Source organism: Saccharibacillus sacchari (assembly GCF_037722395.1).
In the GTDB taxonomy this organism is placed as follows: Bacteria; Bacillota; Bacilli; order Paenibacillales; family Paenibacillaceae; genus Saccharibacillus; species Saccharibacillus sacchari_A.
On sequence record NZ_JBBKAR010000034.1, the window covers coordinates 24,614 to 48,058 of the forward strand.

A 23,445-nucleotide genomic window follows, 5' to 3' on the forward strand; every position below is an offset into this window, starting at 1 on the left:
GGTTTACTTAGACTGAATTAAACCGCACTGCCTACGCCTTTTTTCGAAGTTGCCGATGCCGCCGAATCTTCCTGCGCCGCAGCTTCTTCCGTACCCCCGAACACATCGTTATCCGACGTGACTTTGAGATGCCCGTTCTTTTCGCCCAGTCCGTTAAAGAGCAGGTTCATAATAATCGCCGTGAAGCTGCCCGCGATGATCCCGTTGTCTACCAGGATACGAAGCTCTTCCGGCAGTCCTGCAAACAGGCCGGGTACAACCGAGACGCCAAGACCCATGCCCACGGAGCAAGCGATGATGAACAGGTTCTCGTGGCGGGACAGATCGACCTGATCGCCGAGCACGCGTACGCCGGAAGACAGAACCAGACCGAACAAAGCCACCATCGCGCCGCCCAGCACAGAAGAAGGAATCAGTTGCGCCGTCGCCGCAATCTTCGGAATGAAGCCGACGATCACAAGCAGAATACCGGCAACCGCAACGACGTCGCGAGTCTTAACGCGGCTCATTTGTACGAGGCCGACATTTTGCGAATACGTCGTATACGGGAACGAGTTGAAAATGCCGCCCAGCATGATCGCGAGTCCCTCCGCACGGTAGCCGCGCGCAAGCTCTTTGGAGCCGATGTCCCGGCCGACGATACGTCCCAGCACCATGAACACGCCTGTCGACTCGACCACGCTGACGATCGCAACAAGGATCATAGTCAGGATCGCGCTGAGGTTGAAGACCGGAGCCGCGAAATGGAACGGCGTGATCGCGTGGAACCAGCTTGCGTTCGCGACCGGCGAGAAGTCCACTTTTCCCATAAAAGCAGCCACAACCGTACCGACCACAAGGCCGATCAGGATGGAGATGGAGCGAATAAATCCGGTCGACACACGGTTGAGAATCACGATAAAGATCAGTACGCCGAAGCCGAGCGCGATATTGGGCAAGCTGCCGAAGTCTTCCGCACCCTGGCCGCCGCCGAGATTCGTCATGGCTGTCGGAATCAAGGTCACGCCGATGATCGTTACGACAGAACCCGTCACGATCGGCGGGAACAGACGAATCAACTGACCAAATAAGCCGGAGAAAATGAAGATGAACAAACCGGAAGCGATAATCGCCCCGTAAATGGCCCCAATGCCCATGCCCGGCGCGTTGCCGATCATGATCATAGGCGAGACGGCCTGGAACGCGCAGCCGAGCACGACCGGAAGCTTGATGCCGAATAAACGGTTGCCCCATACCTGCATCAGCGTCGCGACGCCGCAAGCCAGCAGGTCGATCGCAATCAGGTACGTGAGCTGCTCCTGCGTCATGCCGATTGCGTTGCCGACGATCATCGGCACGACAATCGCACCCGCGTACATTGCGAGCACGTGCTGCAAGCCGAGCGAGAAAGTTTTCGCCGGATGGCGATGCTTTTGGAAAATACGATCCGAACTCATAAAACGTGATTCCCCCTAAAAAGATTGAAGTCGAAGTGCATGGTATCTATGAAGTGAGCTGTGTGCAAAAAATATTAATGTACCGTTTCTTCGGTTGCGAACGTCACTTTGCCGTCTGCGAGCGAAGCGATCCGGACCAGCGATTCCACGCGGTAGCCGGCTTCCTTGATCCGCTGAGCGCCGCTTTGGAACGACTTTTCGATCACGATGCCGATTCCGGCCACTGTAGCTCCGGCTTGTTCCGCGATGCGCGCAAGGCCCAGTGCCGCTTCGCCGTGAGCCAGGAAATCGTCGATGATGAGCACGCGGTCGGTCGGGAACAGGAATTTTTTCGATACGGTTACGTCGTTGCTTTGCTCTTTGGTGAACGAGTAAACCTTTTCCACGTAAATGTCTTCCCGCAGCGTCAGCGACTTCTGCTTGCGCGCGAAGATCATTGGCACTTCGAGTTCCAACGCGGCCATGATCGCCGGAGCGATGCCGGACGATTCGATCGTCAGCACTTTGGTAATGCCTTCGGCTTCGAACAGACGCGCGAACTCTTTGCCGACTTCTTTCATCAGCACAGGGTCCATCTGGTGGTTCAGGAACGAATCCACTTTCAATACTTTCTCGCTCAACACGATACCTTCGCTCAATACTTTGTCCTGCAACAATTTCATCATTGGTTCCCCCCGGATGTCTTTTATAAGGCTCGCGCCCAAAGCGGAAACGCAAAAAAGCCCGCCTCTCTCCCGGTGCGGAAGAAAAACGGACGATAGAAGAAACGACTGCGGATCTTGGAAAAAGATCAAACCCGGCAAAGGCGAAGGCTTCTGTTCGGGCGACGGGTACATCCTGCGCGAGATCCGAAGAATCACTGCGCGGGGCCTGCTGCCAGACTCAAAAGAGGTTAAAGCTATTCGCAAAACGCCGGTAAACCGAAGCGGCAAACGCTCCGGGCAGTCGTTTTCCGTAGTCCGATCGTTCCGGCGACCGGGTAGAGACATGCGGGCCAATTCCCGCACCTATACGAAAAACAGAATAATGGTTGAAGTATACTCCGAATCGGAGAAAATGAAAAGTGAAAATTACATGAAAGGTGAGTTCTCATTTTGGCGATTTGGTGTACAATGGAAAAAACGCGATACATATTCACATGACCATTTCAATTCATAAGGAGGAGTTTTCGTGGGAATCGTTAAAGAATTTAAAGAGTTTGCCATGCGCGGAAACGTGATCGATCTGGCAGTCGGCGTTATTATCGGGGCAGCGTTCGGTAAGATCGTGACGTCGCTCGTTAATGACATCATCATGCCTCCGCTCGGAAAAGTGATGGGAGGGATCGACTTCGGCAGCCGGTTTTTGAATCTTGATCCGGATATTACGCTGGCCGACGGCTCGCCAATCCGCACGCTGGCTCAAGCGCAGGAAGCCGGAGCTTCGGTCATCGCGTATGGACAATTCATCAACAACATCATCGACTTTTTGATTGTTGCATTCTGTATTTTCATTCTCGTGAAAGGCATTAATATGCTGAAACGGAAAGAACATGAGAAGCCGGCACCGGAAAAAACGACACGCGAGTGCCCGTATTGCCGCACGGAAGTGTCGGCGAAGGCAAGCCGTTGCCCGCAGTGCACATCGGAGCTGGAGCCGGAGAAGATCGGGGCTTAGTACCTTCATCGGGTGCAGAATACTACAAAGGGATGATAAAAAGCTCTCGATATCTTCCGCTCAGGGAGATGCCGGGAGCTTTTTCGTGTGTGAAGAAATCGGAATACCTGCAAATATCCAGTTAATTTCTTCCCGATGAGCGTAACTTTGAAAATAAATACATAAATACAGTTAATTCAGGCAAATCAATCGAATCGGTTAAAAAAAGGGAGAATTAAATGGATATATGTATTTATTTTTTCAGGAATCAGATACTTGGAAGAATTAAGTGGATATTTGTTGTTATTTTGGGTTTGGCGTAGGGATTAGTGCCTGGCTATTTGAATGCTGGGTGGTGTAGCTTTTGAAAGCGCGAAGCTATATCGCGTGAGGGGTAAGCCTTCTTAAAGCATGAAGGCTTCCTCTGTGTGCATCGTCTCCTTCTAAGATCGGGAAGGAGTTCTCAATGCGGGGGAAGCCTTCTTGAAGCGTGAAGGCTTCCCCTGTGTGCATCGTCTCCTTCCAGGATCGGGAAGGAGTTCTCAATGCAGGGGAAGCCTTCTTGAAGCATGAAGGCTTCCCCTGTGTGCATCGTCTCCTTCCAGGATCGGGAAGGAGTTCTCAATGCGGGGTAAGCCTTCTTGAAGCGTGAAGGCTTCCCCTGTGTGCATCGTCTCCTTCCAGGATCGGGAAGGAGTTCTCAATGCGGGGGAAGCCTTCTTAAAGCGTGAAGGCTTCCCCTGTGTGCATCGTCTCCTTCCAGGATCGGGAAGGAGACGATGCACACTAAATCGGTCTGTTCCGATCGGGGAGTAGGTTGGCTACGATCGAGTTCAAGTCATGATCGTCTTGCGTCTTTTCCTCTCCGCAATCGACTTCGCGGATACGAAGCGAGCGGTAGTTTGCATAGGGGTCGAGGGGGGTGAAGATTAATTGCTCGGCGTTGTCCAAGCGGACTTTATAGCCCATCCGGGCAAACATCTGTACAAACTTCTCTTCGCCGGGCTGTTCGCCTTTGCCGACTATAATTAAGCCTCTAAGCTGCTTGGGCTCGTCTCCGTGCATGATTTCAAAGTGTACGATACATTCCATAATCCTTCATCCTTTCCAAACTGAGCTTTTACACAAACTTTGAAACTTTTTTCACATCTATATATGTCCATACGCATCAGCCTATAAAACGTTGCAAAAATCAGAGAATCGACGCCAAAACGCCAAACTTCCAATCCCAGTAGCTTGACCGCATCCAATCTAAGGTTTGCGTTCATCAGAAACACGTACGGTTTAAGCGGGTTTTCGATGAGCGTAACCTAACCTTTTAGGCGGTCAGGGTACGAGTAGCTTGTCTTGAATAAATTGCAGGTTTAAGTTCGTCTGAAACGCGTATGATTCTAGTGCGTTTCAGACGGGCTAACCCCTTCCTTAATCGAAGACAAGCTACCCGTACGTTTGCCACCCAAACTACACATTCCATAGGGTCAACGTACCAAGGGAGAGGGTTGAAAAGCCGATACGGACATTTTGGAACAGGCGGATCAGATCTGCTCGGATGCGCAGTGCGGGCACCATTTGGAGCCCTTCGGCAGTCCGCTTCCGCAGACTTGGCAGCGCACGACCTCGCCGACAGGTCGACGAACAATTCGCTCACTATCGTCCTGGTGGTCAACTCCGCGGTCCCAGGAAGCGATCAGGCGATCCAGTTCGTCTTGACGCTCCTTTTCACGTTCCTCACGTTCGCGCTGACGTCGCTCATGCTCGGGATCAACGGTTGGCTCCGCATCGTCCAACTGTACATCGTCTGGTTGTGCGTCGGCTGGCTTTTTGTCGCCGCGCTCTTCGTTCATTTTACGACGTTCGCGGATACGAATTTCGCGCAATTCGCGACGCTGACGTTCTTCGCGTTGTTCGCGTGTCTCCTCCGCATCACCATAGGCATCAGCTTGATCGTATTGATTCTCCAGGTACGAATCCGATTCATCGGCTTGCCCCAATTCAAAGCGCTTCGTCTCAAACTGCTCATCTTCGTCCTCTTCGCCGGACCATTGCGCAGCGAGTACGCTCTCCCGTGTCGTTTGCTCCGGATAAGCCTCGTCTTTGTAAGCATATTCTCCGCCTTGTTCTGCTTCATCGGAGCGATATGTCGTAACGTCCTGCGTGTCAGGAGCGGAATCGTAGAACGGTTCATCTTCACGATCTTCCACAAGCTCAAAATCAGGATCCTCCACCAAATCGTGAACGGCTTCCGCTTCGACACGAGGCTCATCGGAAGCTTTTCGCAGCTCTACATGCCCCGCCGTATCCGAAACGGGCTTCTCCGTAGCCGTATCGCTCCCCCATTGCCGTCCGCAATGCGGGCAGGATACCGCCTCGGCATCCAGACGCGCTCCGCATTCGCACAGTTGCTCGTTGCGCAGATCCGCAATCCGCGACCGCAGTTCCGCAATTTCCTCGGTCAACAGATCGCAGGCCGTGCAAAGCTCCAGAATTTCCTCTTCCGCCGGTGCTGTGTTCCGCTTGCTATAATTTTCGTAAAAGACCTGTCCCATGCGCAAATAATGCACTTCGATCTCACGCTGAATATCCGAGATATGGCTGTTTAGTTTGCCGATCTCCACCGCGCTCTGGGCACGTTCGGAAGCACGTCCGGCCCCGTCCCTGATCCGCTGTAAAAAGTTCAATGTTGTCTCCTCCTCTATCCCGGCCTTTCGCAGCCTTCAACGGCCGAAAAGACCGGTGCCGCGCACTCCCATTTTCACACTCGCGATTGCGGATTCGTTCCCCTGCTTATCCGGTTACATGAATAAGACAGGTATTCGCAGTGGGATGTCGAATGTTTTCAAAAGCGCAAGGTCTTTCTGGCATTCAGCCTTGTTTAGGCAATATAGTACCCTATGCTTGTCAGTTTACAATAGATGCGCCGTTCTCACAATCCAACCCCATTTCAGGAGAAGATCAATTTGCATAGACAGCTTACCGATTTCACATCTTCCATGTCAGACAGAACCCAACCAGACCCGACACGATGGAATGAACAGCACGAACCTTTTTCAAATCAAGACGCACCCGAAAAAGGCGAGCGCGAAGCCCTGCTTGTAGCCGCCTGCCATCCTGAAGACGGAAGCCTGTTCCCCGAAGGAGAATGGGTGCACCCTCCTTTGCTTTACCAACATGCTTTGCGCAAGCTTCAAGACGAGATCGAAAGCATCCGTCAGGAATGGAAAAGCGCCGAGGGCTTTAGCCCGATCGAACATATTAAGACGCGAATCAAGGAACCCGCCAGCATGATGAACAAACTGGAACGACTTGGCGTTGAAGCGTCTGCCGAGCAGCTTGCGGATCAGGTACACGATATCGCGGGTATGCGCATCGTGTTTCCTTTTGTCACCGATGTGTATCTGCTGCTGGAACGAATCTGGCAAAGCCCTGATCTGCGCATCCTTTGGATTCGCGATTATATTATGGAGCCCAAGCTTAACGGTTACCGCAGCCTTCATGTCCTCGTATCCGTGCCTGTCGTATGGAATGGAGCAGATTGCCGGGTTCGCGTAGAAGTACAAATGCGAACGCTGGCTATGGATTTCTGGGCCAGTCTGGAGCATATTTTGCTTTACAAATACGACCGCAGAGTGCCGGAACATCTGGAGCAGGAACTCGCTTCTGCCGCCGGAGCAGCCGGAGAGCTGGATCACAAAATGCTGGCGCTGCGCAGCGAAGTGCTGTCCTTGAGCGATGAGGATGAGCGGTCGGGAAAGTGAAAAAGCTTTGCTACAGAAAATGACCTCGAAATCCATGTATATATGGAGATCAAGGTCATTTTTTATGCCCGATTTGTACCGGGCTTTGTCCCGGCATTTCATTTGTGTCCGAGAAACATGGCTTCTCCTAAAAGCAACCGCGGCTTACTTGCCGCCTTTCAAGTTGCTCTCATCCAGATATTCTTCCAACGACAGCCCGCTGGTATGTACGGCTTCGGCCAGTTCTTTGCCTACATAACGGATATGCCAAGGCTCGTACGAATACCCGGTCTGTTCTTCTTTGCCTTTGAGATAGTGCACGATGAAGCCGTATTCCTGCGCATGTTCAGCGATCCAGCGGCCTTCTTCCGTATCGCCCAAAGACTGCTCCAGCTCGTTATTCACGCTGAGCGCGGACACATCTATGGCAAGTCCCGTCTGGTGCTCGCTCGTGCCGGGGAGAGCACTGACTTTAGCGGCTTCTTCCTCGCCTTTGATCGAGACGTTGCGGTCATAGATATTTTTTTGCCGCGCGTACGAACGGTACCCGGATACGGCATACAGCTCGATATTCGCGGCCTTTGCGCCTTCGAACAGCTGCTCCAGCGCTCCGGCAGCTTCCTGGCGCATATGGCTCTTCTCCTGCGCTTCCACATCGCCGTACGCAAACGGAACATCCGGAATGACCAGATCGGAAGGCTCATAACCGTCTGGCAAATAACGTTCTTTATTCACGACGACACGCACGGAAGTCGGATTGGTAACGACGTCTTTGCCGTCTTTTTGTTCGACCGTGGCTTGAAGCGAATCGTCCGCGAACGGACTCGACGGGTTTGTTTCTTGCGTGCCGGACGGATCTCCAGACGGCTGTTGCGCTTGCTGGTCCGCTTTGTTCGTCGCTTCCGCGTCTCCGCAAGCGCTAAGTAATCCGGCGGCCAGTGCCGTCCCCAGTGCGACGGCTCCCCATCTGGATCGCTTATGTGTATTCATGCTAGTTCCTCCCTGCTGTCTTGCTCTGCTCCGCTGCTGCTGTTCTCGTCTCGTATGATTCTAGTTCCCTATTCGTGCACGCATCGCCCGGCGAAGCTCGGTGAGCGCCGCCTGTGCCGGAGCATCGTCCGGCAACAGCGACAGGTCGCAAGGCTGCGGCGCCGCCGCATCCCCGCCGGATTCCGGCGCTTCCGGCAAGCGGCCGTGCTCGTGCAGCACGCCCTTCTCCGCCGCCGAGGCGATCCACTCGGCGATCTCCCGGCCGCCGCCTTCGGAGGCGGCGCGAGGCGCGGCTTTGGGCGCCTCGTCCGGGGCGACTGCCCAGCCGTCGCCCCACGCGGCCAAAGCCGCGTCGGCCAGTTCGCCGGGATCGACGCCGGCGAGCGTCAGCCCGAACGCCAGATGCGTTCGGGCGACTTCAGCCGCCGCTTGGAGGGCGGCCGGCACTTCGGGGCCGCCTACTTCCGCGGCGGCCAGCTCCCAGGCGGCTTCGCCGCCGTCGAACGGAAGCTCCGTTCGGACGAACGACAATCCTGCGTCGTTCGTCTGTGCGGCAACGGCGATGCCGCCCGTCTCGTCTGCCGCATCCGGATCATGCTCGCCGGATGCCGCTCCCGGACGAGACGCCCCGGCTTCCGCCGAAGCCGGCCTTCGCTTCTCCGCGGATCGCCCGGGAAGCCGTACGGTCTGCTCGCCGCACTGGGCGAGCAGATCGTATAGGCCAACCGCCGAGCGCCCGGCCAGGCGCTGCCAATCCGCCCGTTGCTTCGCCGTAGCGGGATGCAGCGGAATCTCGACTTGGCGAGAATCCCGGCCTTCTTCGATCACGGCGATCAGCAATCCGGGCTTCGCCTCTAATTGTACTACGTGCAGGCTGTTCATCTCTATATAACCCCTCTTCGCCGGGCGCGCATCCGTCATGTTTGCCGTTTCTGCCCCCGGACGCCTATGCGGCGCTTACTGAATCTGCTCGCCCTGTAAAGACACGAGCGTACGCAGCTCTTCGTTGGACATCTCCGTCAACCAGCGTTCTCCGGTTCCCGTGACGCGTTCAGCCAGCGTTTTTTTATTTTCGATCATCTCGTCAATCCGTTCTTCCAGCGTTCCCTGACAGATCAGCTTGTGCACCTGTACGCCGCGCTGTTGCCCGATTCGGAACACGCGGTCCGTGGCCTGGTTCTCGACAGCCGGGTTCCACCAACGGTCAAAATGCACCACATGGTTCGCGCGCGTCAGATTGAGTCCGAGTCCGCCCGCTTTCAACGACAGGATAAACGCGTTCGCGCCCTCGCCCTCCTGGAAGCTTGCAATCATGCGGTCCCGCTCTTCCTTTTTGACGGCTCCGTGCAGGAACATCGGCTCTTCGCCGTAGCGTCGATTCAATTCTTCGGCCAACAATTTGCCCATTCGCACATATTGAGTGAAGATCAGCACCGACTCGCCGTTTTCCCGAATCCGATCAAGCAGCTCGACCAACTGCATCAGCTTGCCCGACTTTTCGGCCTTGAACGCGCCAGTATGATCGCGAATCAACGCCGGGTGGTCGCAGATCTGCTTCAGCCGCGTCAAAGCCGAGAGCACGATGCCCTGACGGACGGTACGGCTCGACGCTTCGCGGCTTTCCACCTTCTGCATCAGCTCGCCGACCACCGATTGATACATCCCCGCTTGTTCGATCGTCAATTCGCAGTACGATTTCAGCTCGATTTTCTCCGGCAGATCTTTGCGGATATCCGGGTCGCTTTTCAGACGGCGCAACATAAACGGAGCCACCATCGTACGCAGCTTGTCGCTTTCTTCGGGAATCTGCGGCGCGTTGGCGCCGAAGCGCCTGCGGAACGAAGCGGCAGAGCCCAGATAACCGGGATTCATGAATTGGAAAATGGACCATAGCTCGGCGAGACGATTCTCGACCGGCGTTCCGGTTACGGCAATACGGTGCGGCGAATTCAGCTTCATCACGTTTTGCGCCTGTTTCGTGCCATAGTTCTTGATCGACTGCGCTTCGTCCAGCACTACCGATGTCCACACGATGCCGCGGAATTCTTCCACGTCGCGTCCTATCAACGGATACGTGGTCAAAATGATATCGTGCTCGCGCACGCAACGCTCGAACGCTTCGCCGCGCAATCGCTGAGTGCCGTGGTGAACATGCATCGTGAAGTTCGGCGCAAAACGTTGAATCTCCCGCTGCCAGTTGCCGAGCAGCGAAGTCGGACAGACAATCAGCTTCGGCCCCGGCGATGGATGATCGAGCAGACAGGCGATCACCTGAACGGTCTTGCCCAGACCCATATCGTCGGCCAAACAAGCCCCAAAGCCCATCTCGCGCATCGAAGAAAGCCAGCGATAACCGCGCTCCTGATAAGGCCGCAGCGTGCCGTTGAGCGCATCCGGTACCGTATGTTGCGAACCCGAACGTCCTCCGCCCCGCAGCAGATCGTACAGCAACCCGTACGTCTCAATGCCCGAGACGCCGACGCCGTTCCAGATCGTATCTTCCTCGGACGCCGACAATTTGAGCAGTTCGCCGAACGTCATCTCGTGCACGGTCTGTTTTTTGAGCAGCCGCAGCACCTGGCGTACTTCCTTCACGTCGACTTCGATCCACTCGCCGTTCAAGAACACCAGCGGCACGCCGTCTTCGGCAATCCGTCGCAGCTCGTCCAGACCGATCGACGCATCGCCGATCGTCGCTTCCAGATCGAATTCCACCAATTGCTTGATCCCTAGCGCCGCTTCGCCTTCTCCGCTTCGACTCGGTTCCAGTCTGGCTTTAAGCTTGACGCCCGCCGCACGCCGCCCCCGCTTCGTGAAGCGCGAAGGCATTTCAATCCGAACACCGGACGCACGCAAAGCCGACACGCCGGACATTAGAAATTCGAACATCTCCTGCGCACCCAACCAGGCTTCTTCCGGATGCGGTCGGCGAAGTGCCGCTTGCAGTTGCGGCGCCTGCTGCGCCGCACGTCCGAGCAGCATCAGCAGCTGACGCTTCGGTTCCGCATAACGGCGACCTCGCAGTTCCAACTCATCGCTTTGCAAACGCCAAATTTCGGAAGCGGGCAACGAAGCCCCTGTCTCCACTTCGTCTTCGGCACGAAAAGCCAGTCGCCAACGATCCTCTTCCGCGCTATCGGGATCAGAGATTCGCGGTTCCAGACGAAGCCCCAGACGAAGCTGAGAGCTTGCCGCTTCTCCCGGATCGGCACTCTCCGGTACCGCTCCGCCCAATGTCGCGATCTGTCCGGACAGCTCTTCAATATCTTCCGATCCGCCTTGCACTTTGGTTTCCCGCTGCGGATCGATCAGGCTGTTCCACCATAGCGAAGAGAGAGGCGAATACCCGCGACGATAAGGCAAACGCATTTGCGGCAACGCACTTCGCATGGTACCCAGCATCATTCGCATCTGCCCGTCGATGATTGCCGACAGGAACGAATGCAGCACCAGCTCGCGCGCTCTACCCAGCGGAGGCGACTCTTCTTCCGCCCCGACTGCCCCGGGTGCGGTCAGACCTACGGGCGGCATCGCCGCCGCCAATGCGGAGAAGCGTTCCCGATGCTCCGGTTGTTCCAGCAGCGGCTTCCAGGTACCCGTGAACGTCAGCTCGGACGCGCGCCGCGCGCTTACTCTTGCCGCCGGATCTGCTCCCGGCGCGAAGCATCCCGCCGCCAACAGCTCACGCGCGAAGCTCACTGCCGCGCTCCAATACCGCATCTCCGCGCCTGGCGTGAATCCCTGCGCCGCGAACTGCGGCTCGTTCAGATCCGAAAGCAGCGTGAACGCTTCCGAAGCGGGTAAAGCCAATCCTTCCAACGTACGACCTCCGAAGCCTCTCCCGCGTCCACGACGCGAAGAAGCTCCCGGCCAACGCAGCTCGGCCAATCGTAGCGCCGCCTGCATAAGCGGCTTTTGACCGCGAATATCCAGTTTTCTCACCTGCCGGGTCCAGGCGTCTACCTTCGGCTCCGACGTTTCGCCGGAAAAGCAGAAGAAGACGTCTCCCAGCCATATCCCATAAAGCGGTTGATTCATGATTGTCCCCCGTCTTTTCCGCTTTTTTCGAGTCTATAATCCAACAAGCCAAAATTGCCCTTCTCCCCATTCTAAACGATATCCGGGATTTTTTCGACCGCTTAAGCAATGTCTATGCGAGCAATCGTCAGCAAGCGGGCAAAAAGACTTGACGGAGCCGCAGAGCAACATCACGATAAAAGAACAGAGACGCAAGCTGTATTTAAAAGACCTTGCGCCAACCGCGCTTCTGCTGCAAGGCACTCCTCAATCCTTCGAGGTAGACTACATTTGAAAGGGAACGGAAATTCAGGATCACAATCGAGCCTGCTTGGAGTAGGCGAACGAAGGAGCTTTCTATCATGGAATGGATGACACGAATGAATGCGGCACTACACTATATCGAGTCCCATTTGACGGAAGAGATTTCTTATGCGGAGGCCGCAAAGAAAGCATGTTGCCCTGCGCAGCATTTTCAACGGATGTTCGCCTTCGTGACGGACGTTCCATTGTCGGAGTATATCCGCCGCAGAAGGCTCACACTGGCTGCATTCGAGCTGCAACACAGCACATCCAAAGTCATCGATATCGCGCTCAAGTTCGGTTACGAATCGCCCGAAGCGTTCGCCCGAGCGTTCCAGCAGCTGCATGGCACGACGCCGACGAAAGCTCGAAACATCGGAACAACGCTCAAAGCTTATCCCCGGATCACCTTTCAATTTGTGTTAAAAGGAGCTGCGGAAATGAACTATCGGATGGAAAAAGCGGAAGCTTATCTTCCACCCGGGGAGAAGCGCAATGAATTATGGATTCCGGTGATTCCGAAAAGCTGAGCGCTATCGCTCAGCTTTTTTTGCAGTAAGAAGGATGTGTATAATGGATGCCGAGGAGGTGCTTGGCATGACTGAAAACGATAAACGCAGCCTGGAATTCGACGAAGAGCCGCTTCACGCTGAAGCGGTAACGGATCGCGAATTGCTTCGCAGCGCACTGGAGACTTACAAAATTCCGTACGGGTCGCTGGAGCGCTTGACAGGTATCGGAAGCGGCGATCTGGAGGCTTATCTGGAAGGCGTTACCGATCTGGAACATGTGGACGCTGACCGGCGATCTTCCGGGCTTGGCCTGATCGCGTTTCTGGGGATGGGCATTAATACGCCTCAGATTCCTCCGGAGGATCGAGTGCTTGTCCTTTTAAAAAACCTCGAAGAGGAATACGGCTTGAACGCCGAAATGATCGCGCTCCAAAGCGGGCTTGAAACCTCCGACGTTGAGCGTTTTCTGGCAGGCCGCAAAGTCGCGGCCGAGAAACGGTTCAAACTGAGCGTCGGCGTCTTGTTCCTGCATTTCCTGATCCATCAGACGCGGGATTAGTCGGCATTCTTCGCATCTCGCCAGGCCCGGCACTTCGGGCCTGTTTTCCTATTTTCCAACCTGCCCTTTTTCACGCTTGCCCAGTATCTTGACCACGTTCCGTGCGAAGTTTGCGTTCAAAATGCTCAAAAGCACTAAGGTTTTTTCTGAATCGGCTTGATGTGGGGCAAAGTCTGTTGAAATAAGTGCGCCTGTGCAACTGTTTCGTTCGGTTTACTTTTGAATATTCGAATAGGTGCAAATATACAGTTAATTCAAGAAAAAACGCGTAAAAACGTATAAACCGGAGAAATTAAGTGCATATTGATATTTAATTTCTCTAAATCGCAAAATCCGAGGCAAATAGATGTATATTCGCGCTTATTTCTGAAACCATTTATCAAAGCATATCGCAATCCGGATTTTTCGTGCCTGCCTTTTTCCGTTCTGCCATGTACGTTTCGTCCCGCATCTTACCCGACTCTTCAGATCGTCCGCCCCCGGCTTTCCACCAAGTTCGCGATCCAATCGTCAAAAGCACCGAATTCGCATTCTGCGATCCAATGTTGGGACGGAATATCCGCGCCAAACACACCGTAACGCTCTTCCCGATCGCTACCCGGCCTAAAGCCTCCAAAATGCCCCAGCTTGGGAATCGAAATGCCGAGCAGCAGCTCCGGATACAGATCTTCCCCGAATCCTTCGAACACCTGACGCGAAAAAGCCTGGATTTCATCCGGCCCCAGCACCTCGATCCCCGCGGTCAAAGGCCCCACAAACAACTCCACCCCGCCTACCCCGATCAAAAAGCGCTTGTATTCAGCCGGAAGCTCAATTCCCGACGCTTGTTCGAATGCCTCCAGCTCTTGTCCGGCAAACGTTCTTTTCCGCATAAACCGATACGATTCTCCGTTATCCAGCTCTATAAATTGTCCTTCGCTGGCTCTGATCCAGGCGTTGATCTGATCGTAAGCCTCTATGATTCTCCACATCTTTCATCCGACCTCCGCTTCACGTATGGAACAGGCGGTGCGCCCGTTTTCAAATCTGTTCGGTATCCTTTTTGCTATGTATAACGATCCTATGTATAACGATTTCTTTCATTCTAAACGTTCGACGCCCAAACACCAAAAAACAAGCCGGCACGTTCCCGACTTGTTTTCCTACCTGATCGCAGCCGACTTTTACCCTTTGAGCTTGAAAACGGCCCCCTGGCTCATATCCTGCACTTGAATCGTCAATCCGCCGGTCTGCGTGTCGATATACCAGCCTTCTTGCCCGTGATCCGCTTCTTCCTCGGTCAGTTCGGTCAGTCCTTCGATCTCCGACGGCTTGAACGATGTGCATACCAGCGCAAAACGCAGCAGATTGCGGTTTGCCGCATAGCCCCGACGTTCGTAGCGGTAACTCAATTCAAGCTCGTTTTCCCCGCCGCGCAGCTCGAATTCGATTAACGACGAGACGCCGCTGACGTAATCGAAGCTGGAGCCGTCGTCCTCGTACAAACTGTAGCTCGTTTTAAAACCCGGTCTTGCTTTCGCCCCGTACACCCGCAGCGTCAGCGTCTCGTCCGTCCGATCGTCCGCATACAGCTTCGTTCCGCCCTCCGCGATGACCGCACCGGATTTGATGTACAGCGGCATAATACTCAGCGGAGCGTGGGCCAAAATATGGCGTCCGCCCTGAATGATCTCGCCTGTCCAATAGTCGATCCATTCGCCTTCCGGCACATAAACGGCGCGATGCTCGGTGTCCGGCCGATAGATCGGCGCCGCCAGCACGTCGCTGCCCACCAGAAACTGGTCGCACAGATTGGTCACGTTCGGATCGTCCTGATACTCCAGAATCAGCGGCCGCATCGGCGGCAATCCGTTTTCGGACGCTTCGTGGAACAGATTGTACAGATGCGGCATCCAGCGATAACGCAGACCGATATACTCGCGCAAAATGCTTTCGATCTCCGGCCCGAACGACCACGGCTCTTGCCGCAGCGTGCCGATCGACGAATGGTTGCGGCAGTACGGGAACAGCACGCCCATCTGCGTCCAGCGCACCAGTAGTTCGGCCGATGTATGGTGCGCGAAGCCCCCGATATCCGGACCGGCGAACGCCAAGCCCGACAGCCCCATATTGAGCACCATCGGCATCGCGAGCGCCATATGCTCCCAGAAGCTGCGGTTGTCGCCGGTCCAGACGGCCGCGTAGCGTTGGATGCCGGAGTAGCCCGCCCGCGTCAGCACGAAAGGCCGCTGTCCGTCCAGGTTCTTTTTCAACCCTTCGTACGTGGCTTTGGACATCAGCATGCCGTACAGATTATGCAGTTCTTCGTGCGTTTTCGGATTGCCGTTGTTGCCGTGCATGACGTCGAGATCCATCGTTTTGGAATTGTTGAACACCGCCGGCTCGTTCATATCGTTCCAGATGCCGGCGATGCCGAGATCGGTGTAGTATTTATGCAGATTGCCCCACCACTCCGAAGCCGTATCGTCCGTGAAGTCGGGAAAAGCGCTCGTCCCCGGCCATACGTCGCCCAAGAAAATATCGCCTTCCAGTTTGCGGCTGAAATGGCCTTCTTCGACGCCTTGACGGTAAACCGCGTATTTCGGATCTTTTTTCACGCCGGGATCGACGATGGGGACGATGCGGATGCCGAGTTCCCGCAGCTCCGACATCATTGCTTCGGGATCGGGAAAACGCACCGGATCAAACGTAAACACCCGATACTCGTCCATATAGTGGATATCGAGATAAATGACGTCGCACGGAATTTCTTTTTCCCGGAACGTCCGCGCCAGATGCAGCACTTCGTTCTGATCCATGTAGCTGTAGCGCGACTGATGGTAACCGAGCGCCCACTTCGGCGGTAGCGCGATGCGTCCGGTCAGTCCGGTGTAATCGCGCACGACCTCTTTCAGATCCGGCCCGTACACGAAATAAATATCATAGTCGCCCGTGGAGCAGCCGATCGTATACGCGATGCCGTGCGAGCGCATATCAAAGTCGGTGCGCCCCGGATTGTCGAGAAAAATGCCGTACGACGAACTGCCGTGCATATGGATCAGCAGCGGTATCGACTCGTACAGCGCTTCGATCTCCGGCATATGCGGCGCGTACACGTCGGTGTTCCACATCGTGTAGCGCTCGCCGCGTTTATCGAGGAAGCTGGCTTTTTCGCCAAGTCCGTAAAAATGGGAGTCGCCCGGCATATCGTACACCGAATGGATCGCCCCGCGCGGGTTCCAGCTTATATTGTTCTGCCTGGCGACCAGCCGTTCGTCCAGATCGAATACGGATAGCGCGGATGATTTTTTCTCGATCTCCAGCACCAAACGGCCGCTGCTCAGCTTCCAAGCCGAATCGGTTTCTTCCACGGTCGCTTCAAGCGGCTCGGTTTCCCGTGGCAGAACGGCAACCGTCGTGGACAGGTCGAGTTCTTTGCCCATGAACAGTTTCATTCGAAATATTTTGTCGCTCAGAAAAACAAACGCCAACGACGCCCGTTCTCCCCTGCACACGTACACGCCGTTCATATGCTCCAGCGCCAAAGCCTTTCCGATCGTTCCCCATGCTTCCTGCACGATGATCGGGCCTACCCGGTCGGGGTGTATTGCTTCGCTCGTATCCATGTCTGCGTCAGCTCCTTGTCGGTTCGCGCTTCATCGCGGCGTTTGCCACGGCAAAGGCGAGTATCGTATCGCGTTGTATGTTTTGGCGGATCGATGAATCCATGCCTCTCAGCGTATCGGTTATCCCTATTTCACCTTTATTTCGGCAGATGAATAATGGATAGATCGTAGCAAAAACGGTCTGTATGTACGGATATGGATATGAGGTTTAATATGGGGCATCAGCTTGCTTGTTCCGATTATGCCATCGCTTTTCGCCTTCGGCAATCGAAAAATTCGCGAATCCGGGTACACGCCGGCCTATTCGGGGTAAAAAGGGTGTAGATAGAAATGACCTACCGGTCATTCTTGGGTATCGCGGATACTTCTCACAATCGAAAGGAGCTGTTTCTTTTGCCATCAACCTCAAAAAATCCGTACAAATGGCTAAACGCGATTCTTTTCGTAGCCGTAATCGTCGTGAACGCGCTCGCCACCCTGCTGCCTTTGGCCGGACGCGACACCCGGGAAATCTCGGACATGTACAAAAACCTGCTGACTCCGGCCGGATTCGCTTTCTCGATCTGGTCCGTGATTTACATCCTGCTGCTCGGCTTCGTCATCTACGCCTTCGTCGCCGAGCGCAAAGGCCGCGCTTCGGCCGCCGCGCCGGGTCCGCTGTTCGCGGTCAGTTGCGTGCTGAACATGGCGTGGCTGTTCTGCTGGCATTATCTGCTGACCGAACTATCCGTCGTCGTGATGCTGCTGTTCCTGGTCACGCTGATCCTGATCTACCTGCGGACGCGTCTGGACAACGAACGGCTTGAAGTGCTGGACATCCTATTCGTCAAAGTCCCGTTCAGCATGTATCTGGGCTGGATCAGCGTCGCGACGATCGTCAACATCTCGGCTTTGTTCGCCAAACACGACTTCGGCACGTTCGGTCTGGGCCATGCAGGCTGGGCGATTGTTATGGTGATCGTAGCGGCTTTGCTGGCTTTTATCATCGGCTTCCGTTTCCGTGACGGCATCTATCCGCTGGTGTTCGCTTGGGCGCTGTATGCTATCTCGGTCGAACAATCGGACGCATCGCAAGCCGTAAGAACAACAGCTCTGGTAGCTTCCATCGTGGTAGCGGTGTTCGCCATATGGATGTTCATCCGCTCGATCATGGATCGGGATTAAGGACGGGCGGCGCGGGACTCCTCTTGGTGGGAGCGCTCGCCGTATTTCGGGAGCGGTTGGGCGGAAGGTTCGAGCGGGGGCAGTTATGCCGCGGGAAGCCGCTCCTCAGTGAGGAGCGGCTTTTTGCAGGACAGAGACCGCGCCTTGGCGGACTCGGCTCGTATGTCCTTTACAACCGCAAATCAACCTTCACCGCAATTTTAACGGAACGCATGTCCGTTAGCCGCGAATTTCACCGTCTTTTCCGCCAAAACCAAGCAAATTTATTCTCTAAGCGCCATCTCGATCCGTTAAATCCACGATCCCCGTTCCAAGCTTCTCCCCTACTCCCCGTGTCCCGCCTACTCCATAAAAAGGCTCCGAACAACCCAAGCCTCCCGCCGTCTTTTGATATTGATTTTTCCCTTGCTCATACACTTGACTTTCTCTTGCAGCCTCTTTTCCCTTGCTGCCTTTTTGTCTCGTCCTTGCCCTACCCCTACAAAAAAACCGACTGCATAGAGCAGTCGGTTTGGTTCGGCCGGAGAAACCTCCGGCCAGGGAAGGCCCAGTGGGCGCAGGGTGTAGTTGTGTAGGAGCTAAAGACTTTCGAAGAAAGTCACATCGTAAGCATAAGCTATAGCATTCGCCTTTGCTTTCGGAAAATCCCCATAATGATATCCATTCCAATTTTCCGAAAGCAACACGCGACCGAAACAACTACACCCGGAGCCCACGCCCCGCCTTCCCCACAAGCCCGGTTTCTAATTCGGCCGAGTCAAAAGGCCGCCCCCGAGATCAGTCGGCGAGCGCGATGACTTCGACTTCAACCAACGCGTCTTTCGGCAGACGAGCGACTTCGATCGTGCTGCGCGCCGGGAAAGGCTCGCTAAAGAACGTGCCGTATACCGCGTTCGCCGCCGCGAAATCGTTCATGTCTTTCAGGAACATCGTCGCTTTCACGACGCGATCCAGGCCGCTGCCTGCCGCTTCGAGCAGAGCGCGAACATTTTCCAGCGATTGCTTGGCTTGCGCCTCAACGCCGCCGGACGGGAATTCGCCCGTCGCCGGGTCCAATCCGAGTTGTCCCGAAGCAAAAATGAATCCGTTCGCCGCAACGGCTTGCGAGTAAGGTCCGATTGCGCCCGGCGCTTGATCCGTAACGATTGGCTTTTTGGTATTCGACATGTGATCCCATCCTTTTCGGCTTATCATATAATCTGCTGGCTAAAAAGCGTTTAAAAACGCTTAGGCTGTCGAGAAAGTTAAGTTGACGCGGGAAGCGAAGAGACTGCGAGAGAAATTGCCAGCATACGCTTCCGAAGTGCATTTCTTCGAAACGCTTTAAGTCGCGTGTTTAAATCGGGAAAAGGATTAAATTTTTAGCGGAGTTTTCTCAATTTCAAAGGCGAACGCTATCGCTCCTTCACTGAATTTCTCTCTCCGTCTCTTCGCTTCTAGCTACGTTTAACGTTCTCGACATCCTTAGCATTTAAAAACGCTTTATTCCGCTTCGCATATAGGCCTATTTTAAGCGGTGAATCGCCTTCCCGCAAGCCGTCCGTGAAGGACGGACGTCGCGTACGGGGATACAAAACAGCAGCTTCCGCATTCTTTTCAAGCCCGGACAGTCTTCCGTCTAATCAAACGTCGCAGCGGTGAAGCATCTTCGCGTTTTCCGATCAGTACCCGGCGTCCGACGGTGACGGAAAAAACAAACAGCAAACCGCCGATCGTCATCTGCACCCCGTACGCCTGCACCCATCCCGGCGCGCCGTCGATCCATCCGTAGATCTGTCCGCCGATCAACGGTCCGAAAAAGGACATAAGCCCGGTGGAAGCGGCATAGACGGCGGTGAACATCGGCCGTTCCCGCTTGGGCGTATCGCCGATGATGAAGTTGAACGACAGCTGGTTGAACCCGCCCACGCCCGCGCCAAGCAGCACATGGGCGATGACCAGCGCGGCGACCACCGGGAGAAATGCCTGAAGCCCCCAGGACAGACAAGAGACCGCCACGATCGGCAGCGTCCAGTACAGAAGCTGTTTGCTGCTGTAGCGAGCGTTCAGATTTCCCCACACGTAAAAGCTGGCCATCATCGTAAGCGTCTGAACCACCGTCATCGTCGATACCGTTTTATAACTCAAACCCAGAATATCCAGCATCACGTACGAGTACAGCGGAACGACGATCGTCTGAAGCAACAGGAAAAACGACAAAAAAGCCGTAGCCCGTATAAACGAAGCGTCATGCAGCGGCTTGCGCAGCATCGGCATGAACTTGGTTTCTGCGGAGCGTTCGAACGGGACGTCCGGGAATTTCAACAGCACCAAAATATTAATCGCTATACAGGTCCACACGATCCCGTACAAAATCAGAAAACCCGGACCTCCCGGATAGGCATCCAGAATGATCCCGCCCGTGAACAGCGTCGCGCTCCCCACCGCGTTCACGATCATATTTCGCATCCCGAAGTAACGTCCGCGCACGGATGGAGGCACCAGATCGCTCACGATCGAAGTCCAAAGCACGGTCACTACCGTATTTGCGAAAAAAGCAGCCACGTACAGCGCGACAAAAGCGGCTACCCAGAGCGAGCGGTCAAACACAAAAGGAACCAGACCGGTCGCGCCCCAGATCAGCCGCTGCGCGATGCCGAACGTGACAAATAATTTTTTTCTTTTTTCCAAACGTTGAATCAGAAAAGCTACCGCCACCTGAGCGATGTTCACAAAGGTGGTAATCGCGAGGACGAACCCTACCTGACCTGCGTTTGCACCCAAATACAGCAGAAATCCGGTCAGAAAAGGGCCTGCAAGCAGCGTTTGAAAAACAATCGCCGGAATTCCTTCCAAAGTGGCGACTCTCAAATGCTGGCGCTGCACAGATGACTTTCGCTTGGTTCGGCTTCTGATAATGACGGGGGCTTTGATAAGGAACACCTCCTCTGAAAATTTTCAGGAAGTTTCTTTTGTTTCCCACCATTTACCCACGCTTTTCTGACACGAAAACCATTTTTTCAAGAGAGCGGCAAAAACAGCGCAAACGTGCTGCCTTTTCCTTCCGCGCTCTCCACCTTGATAAAGCCGCCAAGCAGACGTGCCAAATCGCTACTGATCGACAGACCCAGACCCGTGCCGCCGTATTTTTTGCTAACCGTAGTGTCGGCCTGCTGAAAAGCTTCGAAGATGGTAAAATGTTTTTCCGGCGAGATGCCGATTCCCGTGTCGCTGACCGCGAACACGATCCATTCTCCTTTTAACTGCGGCTCCTCGGCTTTGTAAATATTCAACTCGATCTTGCCCGCTTCCGTGAATTTGAACGCATTCGACAGCAGATTTCGCAGGATTTGCTGAAGCCGCTGCGGGTCGGAACAGATCGTATGGGGCAGGCCTTCCTCCACGCGTGTATCGAACGCAAGCTTTTTCTGTTCGGCCACCAATCCGAAATGAGGGCCGACCCAGGCCGGAACTTCGAGCAGGCTGATCTCTTCTTTGACGATCTCCAGCTTGCCCGCTTCGACTTTGGACAAATCGAGAATATCGTTGATAATTTTCAATAAATCTTCGCCGGAATTAAAAATGAGCTGCCCGTAACGCGCCAAATCTTCCCGGGTCGTATCTTCCGCGGAATCTGAAATGAACTGCGACAAATTGATGATCCCGTTGAGCGGCGTCCGGAGTTCGTGCGACATATTGGCCAAAAACTCCGATTTGTATTGCGAAGCGAGCTGCAACTGCTTGGCCCGGTCTTCCAAAATCACTTTGTTTTTCTCAAGTTCTTCCGTTTGCTGCTGCAACAATTGGTTCAATTCGCTGAGTTCGATCGCCCGATGCTGGTCCTTTTGAAAGTCTCTCAGGATAAAAGCGAAAAACGAACAAAGCAAAATGCTGGTAGGCAGCGTATACGGCACGATATGAATCATATACTCGTCCGCCGGAATCACGCCGAAAATCGCGATATTGATACAATTCAGCATATTGATGAAAAGGATAGCGGCAACCGCCTGCCGGAAAAAGCTCCAATCCACCCGGCGGAACCAGACATTCAGCAGCGCTCCGACCATACCGAGAATCGTCAAATTGATAAAGCCGGCCAATGCCGCGTCGGTCCAACCGAAAGCGAAACGGGTCAGGCCGATCCCAAGCCCTACAGCGAAAACGACAGACGGACGCCTATACACGAAAATCGCGATAAGAAGCGGAACGATCCGCATGTCAAATATGATGCCTTTGCTTAACTCAAAACCGAAAAACGTAGCGGACCAGCCGCCTGCAATCAACAGCAGAACCGAGCCTATGTATTTCACGACGCCCGACGTACGGTAAATCGCATACTTGTAGATGAGATTGGCGATATACGCAAACGTAACGAGAACCGCCATATTTTGAACGAACATTTTGGAAAATTCCATTTTTTCGCCTCTGTTTCCTGGGTGTCCCGCTCCGGCATTGTTGGCCCCATCATATCACGAAGTATCGGTTGCGGATATATTCATCATTTTTCGAACATATGATCTTTCATTTTCGTATACGATACATTTTTTGTCAAGAAAAAGCGGTTTTTTGATACGTGTATGTACAACGTTTCCGCGCTGCGTCTGATTTGTTATGATGAGGTTATCTTGAATTCAAGGAGGTTTCACGCCAATGAAAATGCGCGCAGCCGCCGTGCAATATCACCTGCATTCGATCTCGTCTTTCGACGAGTTTGCAGCGCAGGCCGAACACTATGTCAAAACCGCTCAAGAGTTCGAAACCGAATTTTTGCTGTTCCCCGAATTCTTCACGACGCAGTTACTATCGATTCCGGATGAGCAAGGAAAGGCCCAAGGCATCGAAAGTCTCCCTGATTATACGCCGGCCTACCTGGATTTGTTTCGCGACCTTGCGGCCCGCTCCGACATGCACATCATCGCAGGCACGCATGTAGTGCGCAGGGAAGGCAAGCTTTACAATACGGCCCATCTGTTTTATCCGGACGGTCGGGTGGAAACGCAGGAAAAAATCCATATCACGCCGACCGAAGTCCACGAATGGAATATGGCCAAAGGCGACGGGCTGACCGTTTTCGAGACGGACAAAGGCACGATTGCCATGTTGACCTGCTACGACATCGAATTCCCGGAGATCGTCCGTATGGCCCGGGCAAAAGGCGCCGACGTGATCTTCTGCCCTTCGTGCACGGACGATCGCCACGGCTTCCATCGCGTCCGTTACTGCTGCCACGCGCGCACGATCGAGAACCAAATCTATATCGTGACGACGGGAACTGTGGGCTCTTTGCCGACGGTCGACTTTATGCGCGGTAACTTTGGCCAGGCCGCCGTACTGTCGCCGAACGATGTCCCTTTCCCGCCCAAAGGCATTGTCGCCGAAGGCGAAATCAATGATGATATGATTATCGTAGCCGACTTGGACCTTAGCCTTTTGGAGCAGGTACGGGAAAAAGGATCGGTCACAACGTGGCGCGACCGTCGCACGGATCTCTACACGGACTGGTCTTGAGGT

General features: G+C 54.4%; 17 protein-coding genes, 1 pseudogene and 1 riboswitch. Of the genes and pseudogenes, 6 read left to right on the forward strand and 12 right to left on the reverse strand.

Annotated features, from left to right (window positions below; genetic code table 11):
* Positions 1–17: 17 nt before the first annotated feature.
* On the reverse strand, positions 18–1,436 hold the full coding sequence (locus WKI47_RS12900; RefSeq protein WP_340227550.1) for a nucleobase:cation symporter-2 family protein: 1,419 nt from the start codon (positions 1,434–1,436) through the stop codon (positions 18–20).
* Positions 1,437–1,510: 74 nt separating this feature from the next.
* Positions 1,511–2,098 (reverse strand): xanthine phosphoribosyltransferase, encoded by a 588-nt coding sequence (locus WKI47_RS12905; protein WP_340227671.1) that lies wholly within the window; start codon positions 2,096–2,098, stop codon positions 1,511–1,513.
* A 273-nt stretch (positions 2,099–2,371) separates the two neighbouring features.
* Positions 2,372–2,471: riboswitch (purine riboswitch) on the reverse strand.
* A 135-nt stretch (positions 2,472–2,606) separates the two neighbouring features.
* Between WKI47_RS12905 and mscL the strand changes: the two genes are divergently transcribed.
* The gene (gene mscL / locus WKI47_RS12910; protein WP_340227551.1) at positions 2,607–3,092 is read left to right on the forward strand and encodes a large conductance mechanosensitive channel protein MscL; all 486 of its coding nucleotides are present in this window, start codon (positions 2,607–2,609) and stop codon (positions 3,090–3,092) included.
* Positions 3,093–3,857: 765 nt separating this feature from the next.
* Here mscL and WKI47_RS12915 read toward each other — a convergent pair.
* Both WKI47_RS12915 and WKI47_RS12920 read right to left on the reverse strand, forming a co-directional pair.
* Positions 3,858–4,163: a hypothetical protein gene (locus WKI47_RS12915; protein ID WP_340227552.1), complete on the reverse strand. Its 306-nt coding sequence runs from the start codon at positions 4,161–4,163 to the stop codon at positions 3,858–3,860.
* A 443-nt stretch (positions 4,164–4,606) separates the two neighbouring features.
* Positions 4,607–5,749, reverse strand: coding sequence for a hypothetical protein (locus WKI47_RS12920; protein ID WP_340227553.1), 1,143 nt, complete (start codon positions 5,747–5,749; stop codon positions 4,607–4,609).
* A 279-nt stretch (positions 5,750–6,028) separates the two neighbouring features.
* Here WKI47_RS12920 and WKI47_RS12925 point away from each other — a divergent pair, with 279 nt between their 5' ends.
* Positions 6,029–6,826 (forward strand): GTP pyrophosphokinase family protein, encoded by a 798-nt coding sequence (locus WKI47_RS12925; protein ID WP_340227554.1) that lies wholly within the window; start codon positions 6,029–6,031, stop codon positions 6,824–6,826.
* A 144-nt stretch (positions 6,827–6,970) separates the two neighbouring features.
* Here WKI47_RS12925 and WKI47_RS12930 read toward each other — a convergent pair whose 3' ends face one another.
* From WKI47_RS12930 to WKI47_RS12940, 3 genes are all read right to left on the reverse strand, one after another.
* The gene (locus WKI47_RS12930; protein ID WP_340227555.1) at positions 6,971–7,795 is read right to left on the reverse strand and encodes a M15 family metallopeptidase; all 825 of its coding nucleotides are present in this window, start codon (positions 7,793–7,795) and stop codon (positions 6,971–6,973) included.
* Positions 7,796–7,855: 60 nt separating this feature from the next.
* The gene (locus tag WKI47_RS12935) at positions 7,856–8,677 is read right to left on the reverse strand and encodes a hypothetical protein (RefSeq protein WP_340227556.1); all 822 of its coding nucleotides are present in this window, start codon (positions 8,675–8,677) and stop codon (positions 7,856–7,858) included.
* 75 nt (positions 8,678–8,752) lie between these two features.
* The gene (locus WKI47_RS12940) at positions 8,753–11,833 is read right to left on the reverse strand and encodes a DEAD/DEAH box helicase (RefSeq protein ID WP_340227557.1); all 3,081 of its coding nucleotides are present in this window, start codon (positions 11,831–11,833) and stop codon (positions 8,753–8,755) included.
* Positions 11,834–12,174: 341 nt separating this feature from the next.
* Here WKI47_RS12940 and WKI47_RS12945 point away from each other — a divergent pair.
* Both WKI47_RS12945 and WKI47_RS12950 read left to right on the forward strand, forming a co-directional pair.
* Positions 12,175–12,588, forward strand: a pseudogene (locus WKI47_RS12945) (helix-turn-helix domain-containing protein); the annotation flags it as partial.
* A 124-nt stretch (positions 12,589–12,712) separates the two neighbouring features.
* Positions 12,713–13,186, forward strand: a complete 474-nt coding sequence (locus tag WKI47_RS12950) for an HTH domain-containing protein (RefSeq protein WP_340227558.1) — start codon at positions 12,713–12,715, stop codon at positions 13,184–13,186.
* 464 nt (positions 13,187–13,650) lie between these two features.
* Here WKI47_RS12950 and WKI47_RS12955 read toward each other — a convergent pair whose 3' ends face one another.
* Together WKI47_RS12955 and WKI47_RS12960 are read right to left on the reverse strand one after the other, a co-directional pair.
* Positions 13,651–14,157 (reverse strand): hypothetical protein, encoded by a 507-nt coding sequence (locus WKI47_RS12955; RefSeq protein WP_340227559.1) that lies wholly within the window; start codon positions 14,155–14,157, stop codon positions 13,651–13,653.
* Between the two features lie 192 nt (positions 14,158–14,349).
* The gene (locus tag WKI47_RS12960) at positions 14,350–16,791 is read right to left on the reverse strand and encodes a glycoside hydrolase family 31 protein (protein WP_340227560.1); all 2,442 of its coding nucleotides are present in this window, start codon (positions 16,789–16,791) and stop codon (positions 14,350–14,352) included.
* Positions 16,792–17,184: 393 nt separating this feature from the next.
* Between WKI47_RS12960 and WKI47_RS12965 the strand changes: the two genes are divergently transcribed.
* Complete coding sequence (locus WKI47_RS12965) at positions 17,185–17,955, forward strand: TspO/MBR family protein (RefSeq protein WP_340227561.1); 771 nt, start codon at positions 17,185–17,187, stop codon at positions 17,953–17,955.
* 777 nt (positions 17,956–18,732) lie between these two features.
* On the opposite strand, the gene WKI47_RS12970 is transcribed toward WKI47_RS12965, so the two are convergent.
* The 3 genes from WKI47_RS12970 to WKI47_RS12980 form a co-directional block, all read right to left on the reverse strand.
* On the reverse strand, positions 18,733–19,122 hold the full coding sequence (locus tag WKI47_RS12970; protein ID WP_340227562.1) for a RidA family protein: 390 nt from the start codon (positions 19,120–19,122) through the stop codon (positions 18,733–18,735).
* A 429-nt stretch (positions 19,123–19,551) separates the two neighbouring features.
* Entirely contained in the window at positions 19,552–20,877 is a 1,326-nt protein-coding gene (locus WKI47_RS12975) for an MFS transporter (protein ID WP_340227563.1), read from the reverse strand.
* Between the two features lie 77 nt (positions 20,878–20,954).
* On the reverse strand, positions 20,955–22,349 hold the full coding sequence (locus tag WKI47_RS12980; RefSeq protein WP_340227564.1) for a sensor histidine kinase: 1,395 nt from the start codon (positions 22,347–22,349) through the stop codon (positions 20,955–20,957).
* 235 nt (positions 22,350–22,584) lie between these two features.
* Here WKI47_RS12980 and WKI47_RS12985 point away from each other — a divergent pair, with 235 nt between their 5' ends.
* A complete protein-coding gene (locus tag WKI47_RS12985; RefSeq protein WP_340227565.1) occupies positions 22,585–23,442 on the forward strand; it encodes a carbon-nitrogen hydrolase family protein in 858 nt (285 codons plus the stop codon).
* The last annotated feature ends 3 nt before the right edge of the window (positions 23,443–23,445 follow it).

Coding starts and splice junctions, on each gene's coding strand:
- WKI47_RS12955 (WP_340227559.1), bottom strand. CDS start 14,157: ATGTGGAGAATCATAGAGGCTTACGATCAGATCAACGCCTGGATCAGA.
- WKI47_RS12935 (WP_340227556.1), bottom strand. CDS start 8,677: ATGAACAGCCTGCACGTAGTACAATTAGAGGCGAAGCCCGGATTGCTG.
- WKI47_RS12915 (WP_340227552.1), bottom strand. CDS start 4,163: ATGGAATGTATCGTACACTTTGAAATCATGCACGGAGACGAGCCCAAG.
- WKI47_RS12970 (WP_340227562.1), bottom strand. CDS start 19,122: ATGTCGAATACCAAAAAGCCAATCGTTACGGATCAAGCGCCGGGCGCA.
- WKI47_RS12930 (WP_340227555.1), bottom strand. CDS start 7,795: ATGAATACACATAAGCGATCCAGATGGGGAGCCGTCGCACTGGGGACG.
- WKI47_RS12985 (WP_340227565.1), top strand. CDS start 22,585: ATGAAAATGCGCGCAGCCGCCGTGCAATATCACCTGCATTCGATCTCG.
- WKI47_RS12940 (WP_340227557.1), bottom strand. CDS start 11,833: ATGAATCAACCGCTTTATGGGATATGGCTGGGAGACGTCTTCTTCTGC.
- WKI47_RS12905 (WP_340227671.1), bottom strand. CDS start 2,098: ATGAAATTGTTGCAGGACAAAGTATTGAGCGAAGGTATCGTGTTGAGC.
- WKI47_RS12900 (WP_340227550.1), bottom strand. CDS start 1,436: ATGAGTTCGGATCGTATTTTCCAAAAGCATCGCCATCCGGCGAAAACT.
- WKI47_RS12960 (WP_340227560.1), bottom strand. CDS start 16,791: ATGGATACGAGCGAAGCAATACACCCCGACCGGGTAGGCCCGATCATC.
- WKI47_RS12980 (WP_340227564.1), bottom strand. CDS start 22,349: ATGGAATTTTCCAAAATGTTCGTTCAAAATATGGCGGTTCTCGTTACG.
- WKI47_RS12950 (WP_340227558.1), top strand. CDS start 12,713: ATGACTGAAAACGATAAACGCAGCCTGGAATTCGACGAAGAGCCGCTT.